The organism is uncultured Bacteroides sp. (genome assembly GCF_902491285.1).
Taxonomy (GTDB): domain Bacteria; phylum Bacteroidota; class Bacteroidia; order Bacteroidales; family Bacteroidaceae; genus Bacteroides.
On record NZ_CABUHK010000070.1, the window covers coordinates 17,444 to 27,927 of the forward strand.

The following is a 10,484-nucleotide window of genomic DNA, read 5'->3' on the forward strand; positions in this document are numbered from 1 at the left end:
TCATAAGCTAAAATCTCCATATAATTGCCAGTTTGCTGACGACAATTCAATTTTGTAATCTCCTGTTTCTTCTGTACCTAAATCAATAGTTATATGCTTTATGCTAGCATTATAAGTTTGCTCATACACTACTTCACCTGTTGACATATTCGTTATGGTTATTTTAAAATCGGATTCGAAGTCTAATGACTCGGCCGTTAATAAATGCTCCATGAGAAATACTTGTGCCGGGAATAGGGTACGTTGTGAAGAATGTTGTTCTGAGCCACGTATTATAACAGTTTGGCGTGTTGAATAAGTATCAATCTCACTATTGGCAAAACGCGGTAATTGTGTGAATAGCATGCTGCATAGTACGAAAATAAATAGTTCTTTCTTCATGTCTGTAAAATATAAATTCGGTTTTTCATTTTTGATGTTACAAACATAGGGCTTAGAGTTGGTTTGGTTTGTGTAGCATTTTGTTAAAACTTAATTAACAAATACGCATTTGTTGAAAATCAATACATTACATTTAAATCTCTTCTATCAGAATATCAAATTTTATAGGCGTCTCTATATTCATCCTCTTCATAATAGCATCTCTTCTTTTGTATGCAGCATTGGAAGTGCAGCCAAATACATTCGCAATATCGGCATATTTTATGCCAATTTTAACCAAACAACAGAAATAGACATCTTCTTTCAATAGTCGTTCATGCTTCCCCGTCAATCGTCCAATAAATCCATGTGTTAATTGATCTATTTCCGCAATCAATGTTTCCCATATTTCATTCGGTACTTTTTCGTTTGCATCCGGATTTTCATAATTGTGTTGTTTTATGGTTAATAAGGTCTTGTAGGCGACAGACCGACTTGTTAATAAACTATCGAACAAATAACTTTTTTCTTTTTTGATGTTAGTCAGTTGCTCTGTTAAATGGATATTATATTTCGCATCATCTGGTAATTGTATTTGTTTCATAAGTTGTTCTATTTCTTTCTCTTTATCTGCAATAGCTTTTTTTATATCTGTGTATATCTTATCTTTTTCTTTTAATAATTCATTGAGACAGCTATTCAGTTGATTTAAATATTGTTTATCTTCATTATACTCACTACATTTTTGTCTCAATTTCGCTATTTCTGCATCTTTATTCTCCATATCTTTTCTCATTTGGATGGATTGTGTGGAGATAGTTTGTAATAGAGACTCCTGTTTCAGTTTTAGTTGTTGTGCTTTCTGACGATATTTGATTCGTTTGTATACAAAAAGAACAATGAGTATTACTATGAAACTACTCCCGGCGTAGATGTAATACAAGTATAATGATAGGTTACTCCTGTGTTTTTGTTCACTCTGCTGAAGAAGGGTTTCTTCCTCAACTACTAAAATTTCCTTTGTGCGTTCAATGTGTTTTGTACTATCCATATATGCTTCATAGTTATCTTTGAAATGCAATGCTTCGGTAAAGTCTCCTTTTTTCCGTGCTACATCTTCTAGTATGATGCAAGCACCAGCTTTAGTGTAAAAACTGGGAGAAAATAGGCTTTTGTAAGCATAGTAAACAGCCGAATCGTTTTGATTGCTTCTGCTATAAGCATCACCTAGACTCAGGTATATACCATATAGTTGAGCGGTGTCTTTTTGCAGCATTAGTTCACGTCTGATATATGAAATAGCCTTTTCTGGTTCTCCCATTTCGTTATAAAGAATTCTTAGGGAGCTAAGAACTTCTATCTTTACATGTGGATTATTTAGTTTTTCAGCAATGGGTAGGGCGCGGTTTAACAACTCTTCGGCTTTGCCATGAAATGCCGCTCCTTTCATAATACAAATATCAGCTCGTTGTACAAGTAACGTTGCTAAATGGGCGGAATCTGCTTCTTGTTTAAGAAGTTCTTCTTCGCATACATAAAGAGAGTCCGCTTTGTCCAGTAACTCTTGCTGGAAGTATACATACCCAAGGTTTCCATACAGTATGCACAATAGTTTGTGGTTTTTGGATTGTTTCACTAGTGGCATTGCAGTGAGAAATTCACGAGTGGTAGCAGGATTATCTCCTAATTCTTGATACACTCTTCCAAGATAATAATGGGCTTTTGCCTGCATTTCTATGTCATTGTCTATCGAATCATAATATTCAGTGGCTATGCGTATTAATGAATCTGTGGTTGGTATGATGTAGTTTTTGTCTTGTGCCTGAGTGAGTAGCAAGGCATATTTAGCATTTTGGGCAGGTGTTTTTATCTCTGACAGGCAGATATTCTCCAGTAGATACAATGCGCTGTCTGGACGGGTGGACATCAATGAATCTGCAGTAGATAAAAGTAAATCTCCACTTCCTTTTTGTTGGCAGGCAAAGGTTACGAATATCAGATTTAATAAACAGAGGTAATATATTAGTCTGTTATGTTCTTTTGTTTGGTGCTTGATGTTTTTCATAATTCGGCTTTATATATAGTACAATTGTGGATTCTACATTGCTTATCTGATCGTTGCTAATTTATGTTTATTTAAAACATTTGTTGGGAGACGTTTTTCGTTTGTTTTGTACGGGGATGAATCAAAGCAGTACTGAAGTAAGCCGAGCCATGTACTTGACTTACTCAAGTCTCCTACTTGTTACAGCTAAATCTCCTACCAAATATGAAAAGTGAAAAACATCTGCCATCTGCAACAAAACCGAGATAATGTATTAATTAATAGATGGTTACAGCGTTGCAGATGCTGTTGCAGATGGTTGCAGATGCCCAGGTATCTGCAACACTATAAACGAGCCGTATCGGTCATCCTGTCAGTGTCTACTTAAGAAATAGCAGTTCCCTACGTTGGAACTCCCGTTCCCAGGCTGGAAACTCTCGTTTCCAAGCATAGAAACGAGAGTTTCTGCATATAGATACTGGAGTTTCCACGTAGGGATACTGAAGTTTCCATGTATAGAAACGGAGGCTGATGTTTAGCTATATGTACTGTTGCCTTGCTCTTAAAAGACAGCTTTCTATCGGCATACAAAGTGTTGCAGATAGCTAGGTAGCTGCAACCATCTGCAACGGTGTCTGCAACGCTGTAACAAGCTATTAATTAATATATTATCTCAATTTTGTTGCAGATGGCAGATGTTTTTCACTTTTTCATTTTATATAGAGGGATATTTAGTTCATTTCCGTGCAGTTTTGAGTTATTCTTTGGTTTTGTTATTGTATGGAAACTATACTTGAAGAATCCTTTTTTCTGTTTTGTGTCAAAATGTATATCCTTTCAATCAAAATGCGTAAGGAACACGAGGCGGGAATCGCCTATCTTTGCAATGTAGGTAAATGGATACCTTAAATATATAGACAGAATACCATGAAACAAAACTTTTTTGCAGTCGACCTGGGCGCAACGAGCGGCCGTACAATCTTAGGTACTTTCATTGAAGGCGGATTAAACCTCGAAGAGATTAACCGTTTCCCTAACCATCTGATTGAAGTCGGTGGTCATTTCTATTGGGATATTTATGCATTATATCGTCATATCATTGACGGATTGAAGCTGGTGGCTCACCGTGGTGAATCTATCGCTTCTATCGGTATTGATACATGGGGGGTAGATTTCGTATGCATCGGAAAGGATGGAAACCTGCTTCGCCAGCCTTATGCGTATCGTGACCCGCATACGGTAGGAGCGCCGGAAGCTCTCTTCTCCCGTATTTCGCGTAGCGAAGTCTATGGTAAGACGGGTATTCAAATAATGAATTTTAATTCACTTTTCCAGTTGGATACTTTGCGTCGTAATAATGATAGCGCACTGGAAGCGGCGGATAAGATTCTGTTTATGCCGGATGCGCTGAGTTATATGCTGACCGGGGAAATGGTGACAGAATATACGATTGCTTCGACAGCCCAACTGGTGAATGCACAGACCCGTCGTCTTGAACCGGAACTGCTGCAAGCAGTCGGCTTGAGCGAAAAGAACTTCGGTCGTTTTGTATTTCCGGGTGAAAAGGTGGGAGTGTTGACAGAGGAAGTACAGAAGATAACCGGACTGGGGGCTATCCCTGTGATTGCCGTAGCCGGACATGATACGGGTTCTGCCGTTGCTGCTGTTCCGGCATTAGACCGCAACTTTGCTTATCTGAGTAGCGGCACCTGGTCATTGATGGGCGTTGAGATGGACGCTCCGGTGATTAATGCTGAAACGGAAGCCTTGAACTTTACGAATGAAGGTGGTGTGGAAGGTACCATCCGCCTGCTGAAGAATATCTGTGGAATGTGGCTGTTGGAACGCTGCCGCTTGAATTGGGGGGATACAAGTTATTCGGAGTTAATCAATGAGGCGGATGCTTGCGAGCCGTTCCGTAGCCTGATTAATCCCGATGATGATTGTTTTGCGAATCCTGTGAATATGGAAAAAGCCATTGCAGAATATTGTCAGGCTACCGGACAACCTGTTCCCGAACAACGCGGGCAAGTGGTGCGCTGTATTTTCGAGAGTCTGGCTTTGCGTTACCGTCAGGTGTTGGAGAACTTGCGTTCACTTTCTCCCCGCCCGATTGAAACATTGCACGTGATTGGCGGTGGCAGCCGCAACGACTTGCTGAACCAGTTTACCGCCAATGCTATCGGCATTCCGGTGGTTGCAGGCCCGTCCGAAGCTACTGCTATCGGTAATGTAATGATTCAGGCAATGGCGGCGGGAGAAGCAACGGATGTGGCGGGTATGCGCCAATTGATAAACCGTTCCATCCCGTTGAAAACCTATCATCCGCAGGATACGGAAGCGTGGGATATGGCTTATAATCACTTTAAGAACTGTATCCGATAATTTAATAAATAACCGATAGAATATCATTTTAAACAATAGAATATCATGAAAAAAGAAGAACTGATTCAGAAAGCGTATGAGATTGCTGTGGAACGTTATGCAGCAGTAGGTGTGGACACCGAACAAGTATTGAAAACTATGCAGGATTTTCATCTGTCGCTTCATTGCTGGCAGGCCGACGACGTTACAGGATTTGAAGTACAGGCCGGCTCATTGACAGGCGGTATCCAGGCTACCGGTAACTATCCGGGTAAAGCCCGCAACATTGACGAACTGCGTGCCGATATCTTGAAAGCCGCTTCTTATATTCCGGGTACTCACCGTCTGAACCTGCACGAGATTTACGGAGACTTCCAGGGCAAGGTGGTAGACCGTGACCAGGTGGAACCCGAACATTTCAAGAGCTGGATAGAATGGGGTAAGGAACATAACATGAAACTTGACTTCAACTCTACTTCTTTCTCACATCCGAAATCAGGTGACTTGTCTCTTTCTAATCCCGATGAAGGAATCCGTCAGTTCTGGATTGAACATACCAAACGCTGCCGTGCAGTGGCCGAAGAAATGGGTAAGGCACAGGGAGACCCGTGTATCATGAATCTTTGGGTGCATGACGGAAGCAAGGATATCACAGTAAACCGCATGAAATATCGTGCATTGCTGAAAGACTCCTTAGACCAGATTTTCGCTACCGAATATAAGAATATGAAAGACTGCATCGAATCTAAAGTATTCGGTATCGGTCTGGAAAGCTATACGGTAGGGTCTAATGACTTCTATATCGGTTATGGCGCTTCACGTAACAAGATGATTACGCTGGATACCGGTCACTTCCACCCGACAGAAAGTGTGGCTGACAAAGTGTCCTCACTGTTGCTTTATGTTCCTGAACTGATGTTGCACGTAAGCCGCCCGGTTCGTTGGGATTCCGATCACGTTACTATCATGGACGACCCGACTATGGAGCTGTTCAGCGAAATCGTTCGTTGCGGTGCATTAGACCGCGTACATTATGGGCTTGACTATTTCGATGCATCTATCAACCGTATCGGTGCTTATGTAATCGGTAGCCGTGCCGCACAGAAATGTATGACTCGCGCCCTGCTCGAACCGATTGCCAAGTTGCGTGAATACGAAGCCAACGGACAAGGATTCCAACGTCTGGCGCTGCTCGAAGAAGAGAAAGCGCTTCCCTGGAATGCTGTATGGGATATGTTCTGCTTGAGGAACAATGTTCCGGTAGGCGAAGATTTCATTGCAGAAATCGAGAAGTACGAAGCCGAAGTAACTTCTAAACGATAAGTTATGGAGATTTTAATCGGCTTGTTGATTATAGCTATCGGTAGCTTTTGCCAGTCCAGTTCCTATGTACCTATTAAAAAGGTGAAGGAATGGAGCTGGGAAAGCTTCTGGTTGATACAAGGTGTATTTGCCTGGCTGGTGTTCCCGTTTCTGGGTTCACTGCTGGGCGTACCCCAAGGGAGCAGTCTGCTCGACTTGTGGGGAGCGGGAGGTGCTGGAATGAGCATCTTTTATGGTATATTGTGGGGAGTAGGCGGATTGACGTTCGGACTTTCCATGCGTTATCTGGGTGTTGCGTTGGGACAAAGTATCTCATTGGGGACTTGTGCTGGTTTCGGAACTCTTCTTCCGGCTCTTTTTGCGGGGACGAATTTGTTTGCAGGTAACGGACTGATTCTTTTGCTGGGTGTTTGCATTACGCTGGCGGGTATTGCCATCATCGGCTATGCCGGCAGCCTGCGCGCGCAAAACATGAGTGAAGAGGAAAAACGTGCTGCCGTGAAAGATTTTGCTTTGACAAAAGGTTTGCTGGTGGCATTGTTGGCAGGTGTGATGAGTGCCTGCTTCGCTTTGGGGCTGGATGCCGGAACGCCTATCAAGGAAGCGGCTTTGGCAGGTGGCGTTGAAGGGCTTTATGCTGGCCTTCCTGTAATCTTCCTGGTTACGCTCGGTGGATTCCTGACGAATGCAGCATACTGTCTGCAGCAGAATGTGGCTAATAAGACAATGGGGGACTATGCCAAAGGAAAAGTATGGGGCAACAATCTGGTATTCTGCGCATTGGCCGGCGTACTGTGGTATATGCAGTTCTTCGGACTGGAAATGGGCAAGAGCTTCCTTACCGAAAGTCCCGTATTGCTGGCTTTCTCCTGGTGTATCCTGATGGCGTTGAATGTGACCTTCAGTAATGTTTGGGGAATTATCCTGAAAGAATGGAAGGGAGTATCTACCAAGACTATCACTGTACTAATCTGTGGATTGGTAGTGCTGATTTTCTCATTGGTGTTCCCGAATTTGTTTTAAATACATATATAATAATGAAATCAATTTTAGAAAACCGTCCGGCGCTTGCCAAGGAGGTAAACAAGGTGGCGGAAGTTGCCGGTTACTTGTGGCAGAAAGGATGGGCTGAACGTAACGGTGGTAATATCACTGTTAATATAACAGAGTTTGTAGACGATGAAATCCGTCAGATGAAACCGATTAGTGAAGTGAAACCGATCGGTGTTACATTACCTTATCTGAAAGGATGCTACTTTTACTGTAAGGGAACCAATAAACGTATGCGTGATTTGGCTCGCTGGCCGATGGAGAATGGTTCGGTAATCCGTATTCTGGATGACTGTGCCAGTTATGTAATCATTGCTGATGAAGCAGTGGCTCCGACATCGGAATTGCCGTCTCACTTGAGCGTACATAATGATCTGTTGAGCAAGAACTCTCCTTATAAAGCATCTGTGCATACTCACCCGATTGAGTTGATTGCGATGACGCATTGCCCGAAATTCCTGGAAAAAGATGTGGCTACCAATCTGTTGTGGAGTATGATTCCGGAGACAAAGGCGTTCTGCCCGCGTGGTTTGGGCATCATCCCTTATAAGTTGCCTAGTTCGGTAGAACTGGCGGAAGCTACTATCAAGGAATTGCAGGACTACGATGTCGTGATGTGGGAGAAACATGGTGTATTCGCGGTAGACTGTGATGCCATGCAGGCATTCGACCAGATTGATGTACTGAACAAATCCGCTTTAATCTATATCGCAGCCAAGAATATGGGTTTCGAGCCGGATGGTATGAGTCAGGAACAGATGAAAGAAATGTCAGTTGCTTTCAATCTTCCTAAATAAAATTTGTACTAGTCGTTGAATTTATCTACTTTAGCAACCGCAATGTTTTCCATAGGGGGAGATGTTGCGGTTAACTTTTTAAACAAATAGCACAACCATGAATCGCATTATCTTAAATGAAACTTCTTATTTCGGTGCCGGATGCCGGAGTGTAATTGCTGTGGAAGCAGCTAGACGTGGCTTCAAGAAAGCCTTTTTTGTAACGGACAAAGACCTTATCAAATTTGGTGTGGCCGCTGAAATCATTAAAGTATTTGATGAAAATAAGATTCCTTACGAACTTTACAGTGATGTAAAGGCTAATCCCACTATTGCCAATGTACAAAACGGTGTGGCTGCCTACAAGGCTTCCGGCGCTGACTTTATCGTTGCTTTGGGTGGCGGTTCTTCCATTGATACAGCCAAGGGCATCGGTATCGTTGTGAATAATCCTGATTTTGCCGACGTAAAATCTTTGGAAGGGGTAGCGGATACTAAACATAAAGCCGTGCCTACTTTCGCATTGCCTACTACTGCCGGAACGGCTGCCGAGGTGACTATCAATTACGTGATTATCGACGAGGACGCACGTAAAAAGATGGTTTGCGTAGACCCGAACGATATTCCTGCCGTGGCTATCGTAGACCCCGAACTGATGTATTCTATGCCGAAAGGGCTGACTGCCGCTACGGGTATGGACGCTTTGACGCATGCTATCGAAAGTTATATTACTCCGGGTGCCTGGGCTATGAGCGATATGTTCGAGCTGAAAGCTATCGAAATGATTGCGCAGAACCTGAAGGCGGCTGTGGATAACGGCAAGGATGTAGCTGCCCGTGAAGCCATGTCTCAGGCACAATATATCGCCGGAATGGGATTCTCTAACGTTGGTTTGGGAATTGTCCACTCGATGGCTCACCCGCTGGGTGCTTTCTATGATACTCCTCACGGTGTGGCAAATGCTTTGCTGTTGCCTTACGTGATGGAATACAACGCTGAATCTCCGGCTGCTCCGAAATATATCAATATTGCGAAAGCGATGGGGGTAGACACTGCCGGAATGAGTGAAGCGGAAGGTGTGAAAGCGGCTATTGAGGCTGTAAAAGCTCTTTCTCTCAGCATCGGCATTCCTCAGAAACTGCATGAAATCAATGTGAAGGAAGAAGATATTCCCGCATTGGCAGTGGCAGCTTTCAATGATGTTTGTACGGGTGGCAATCCTCGTCCTACTTCGGTAGAAGACATCGTAGCTCTGTATCATAAAGCTTTCTAAATCTGATTCTATCGGATTTATTTTAAATAGACATCCGGGGCTGCCTGAAGGTATGCTCCGGATGTTTTTTGTTTCTTAGCGTGGGTTTTCTGAAAATAATTCCTATTTTTGTCCAATCCAATTGTATGAAAACACGCTGATATGACTGAGGACAATAGTTTAGGACTGGAATTTAAGTATCTGATTGTAAATGATATGGACCGTAAATTTGGTTTATGGGTTAATACTGTCGGCTATCAGTCTATCCCGCCTGATTCACCTTACCCGTTGAAAGAGCATCCTTCCGGTTACTTCTTTAATGCGGAAAAAGGACGGGTACTTCGTGAATACCAGTTGGTTTATATCACCAAAGGACGTGGTTTGTTTTCATCCGATTCAACTTCCGAAAAGCAGGTTTGTAAAGGTCGGCTGATGGTACTGTTTCCTGGTCAGTGGCATACATATCGTCCGTTGCGGCAGACGGGCTGGACGGAATATTATATCGGATTTGAAGGTCCGGCAATAGATGCTATCGTGGATAATTCTTTTTTATTGTCCGAACAGCAGATATTAGAGGTGGGTATCAATGAAGAACTGGTTTCATTGTTCTCCCGTGCTCTTGCAGTGGCCGAGGCGGATAAGATCTCGGCACAGCAATATCTTTCCGGTATTGTGCTCCACATGATTGGCATGATTCTCTCCGTTTCTAAAAACAAGATTTTTGAGATGAGTGACGTAGACCAGAAGATAGAGCAGGCAAAGATTATAATGAACGAGAATGTATCCGGCAATGTAGACCCGGAGGAACTGGCGATGCGGCTGAATATCAGTTATTCGTGGTTCCGCCGTGTCTTTAAGGAATACACGGGTTATGCTCCCGCCAAATATTTCCAGGAATTGAAACTTCGTAAAGCCAAACAACTGTTGGTTGGTACTTCCCAGTCTGTGAAAGAGATTTCTTTCTTTCTTGGTTTTCAATCTACCGAGTATTTCTTTTCTTTCTTCAAGAAGCGTACAGGGCTTACTCCGCTGGAGTATCGGTCGTTCGGACGGGAAGAATAAGTTTTGTTCTGAGATGGCTTGTTTGCCGTTTTATCATAAGGAAATGAACTGTGAATAACTAAAATCTGTCTTGTTTATAAAATAGGGTGGGTTGTAGTTAATATGTTTATTGCTAATAAATTAACCTGTTAATAACCTTGTTGATATCCTTGTTGATAATTGAAATAGGATTGTGGATAACGCGGCTCAGTCTGAAAACTTGGGGGATTGCGTTAAAATTCTTATTTTTGCATCATGAAAACATCCTCTTCCC

8 protein-coding genes are annotated in these 10,484 nt (G+C 42.8%); 6 read left to right on the plus strand and 2 right to left on the minus strand.

Annotated features, from left to right (window positions below; translation table 11 throughout):
- On the minus strand, positions 1-381 hold the full coding sequence (locus RDN93_RS16445) for a DUF3244 domain-containing protein (RefSeq protein WP_308746528.1): 381 nt from the start codon (positions 379-381) through the stop codon (positions 1-3).
- 133 nt (positions 382-514) lie between these two features.
- Entirely contained in the window at positions 515-2,425 is a 1,911-nt protein-coding gene (locus RDN93_RS16450; RefSeq protein ID WP_308746529.1) for a hypothetical protein, read from the minus strand.
- A 906-nt stretch (positions 2,426-3,331) separates the two neighbouring features.
- On the opposite strand from RDN93_RS16450, the gene rhaB reads away from it, so the two are divergent.
- From rhaB to RDN93_RS16480, 6 genes are all read left to right on the plus strand, one after another.
- Positions 3,332-4,789: a rhamnulokinase gene (rhaB, locus tag RDN93_RS16455; protein WP_308746530.1), complete on the plus strand. Its 1,458-nt coding sequence runs from the start codon at positions 3,332-3,334 to the stop codon at positions 4,787-4,789.
- 45 nt (positions 4,790-4,834) lie between these two features.
- A complete protein-coding gene (locus tag RDN93_RS16460) occupies positions 4,835-6,091 on the plus strand; it encodes an L-rhamnose isomerase (RefSeq protein WP_308746531.1) in 1,257 nt (418 codons plus the stop codon).
- 3 nt (positions 6,092-6,094) lie between these two features.
- Positions 6,095-7,114 (plus strand): L-rhamnose/proton symporter RhaT, encoded by a 1,020-nt coding sequence (gene rhaT / locus RDN93_RS16465; RefSeq protein ID WP_308746532.1) that lies wholly within the window; start codon positions 6,095-6,097, stop codon positions 7,112-7,114.
- Between the two features lie 14 nt (positions 7,115-7,128).
- Positions 7,129-7,938, plus strand: coding sequence for a rhamnulose-1-phosphate aldolase (rhaD, locus tag RDN93_RS16470; protein ID WP_308746533.1), 810 nt, complete (start codon positions 7,129-7,131; stop codon positions 7,936-7,938).
- 97 nt (positions 7,939-8,035) lie between these two features.
- A complete protein-coding gene (fucO, locus tag RDN93_RS16475; RefSeq protein ID WP_308746534.1) occupies positions 8,036-9,190 on the plus strand; it encodes a lactaldehyde reductase in 1,155 nt (384 codons plus the stop codon).
- A gap of 141 nt (positions 9,191-9,331) precedes the next feature.
- Positions 9,332-10,231 carry an AraC family transcriptional regulator gene (locus RDN93_RS16480; protein WP_308746535.1) on the plus strand — a complete coding sequence of 300 codons (900 nt, stop codon included), beginning with the start codon at positions 9,332-9,334 and terminating at the stop codon, positions 10,229-10,231.
- Positions 10,232-10,484 lie beyond the last annotated feature (253 nt).

What these genes read in the sequence shown, in the direction of transcription:
- RDN93_RS16445 (WP_308746528.1), bottom strand. Translation starts at nt 381, where the DNA reads ATGAAGAAAGAACTATTTATTTTCGTACTATGCAGCATGCTATTCACA.
- RDN93_RS16450 (WP_308746529.1), bottom strand. Translation starts at nt 2,425, where the DNA reads ATGAAAAACATCAAGCACCAAACAAAAGAACATAACAGACTAATATAT.
- rhaB (WP_308746530.1), top strand. Translation starts at nt 3,332, where the DNA reads ATGAAACAAAACTTTTTTGCAGTCGACCTGGGCGCAACGAGCGGCCGT.
- RDN93_RS16460 (WP_308746531.1), top strand. Translation starts at nt 4,835, where the DNA reads ATGAAAAAAGAAGAACTGATTCAGAAAGCGTATGAGATTGCTGTGGAA.
- rhaT (WP_308746532.1), top strand. Translation starts at nt 6,095, where the DNA reads ATGGAGATTTTAATCGGCTTGTTGATTATAGCTATCGGTAGCTTTTGC.
- rhaD (WP_308746533.1), top strand. Translation starts at nt 7,129, where the DNA reads ATGAAATCAATTTTAGAAAACCGTCCGGCGCTTGCCAAGGAGGTAAAC.
- fucO (WP_308746534.1), top strand. Translation starts at nt 8,036, where the DNA reads ATGAATCGCATTATCTTAAATGAAACTTCTTATTTCGGTGCCGGATGC.
- RDN93_RS16480 (WP_308746535.1), top strand. Translation starts at nt 9,332, where the DNA reads ATGACTGAGGACAATAGTTTAGGACTGGAATTTAAGTATCTGATTGTA.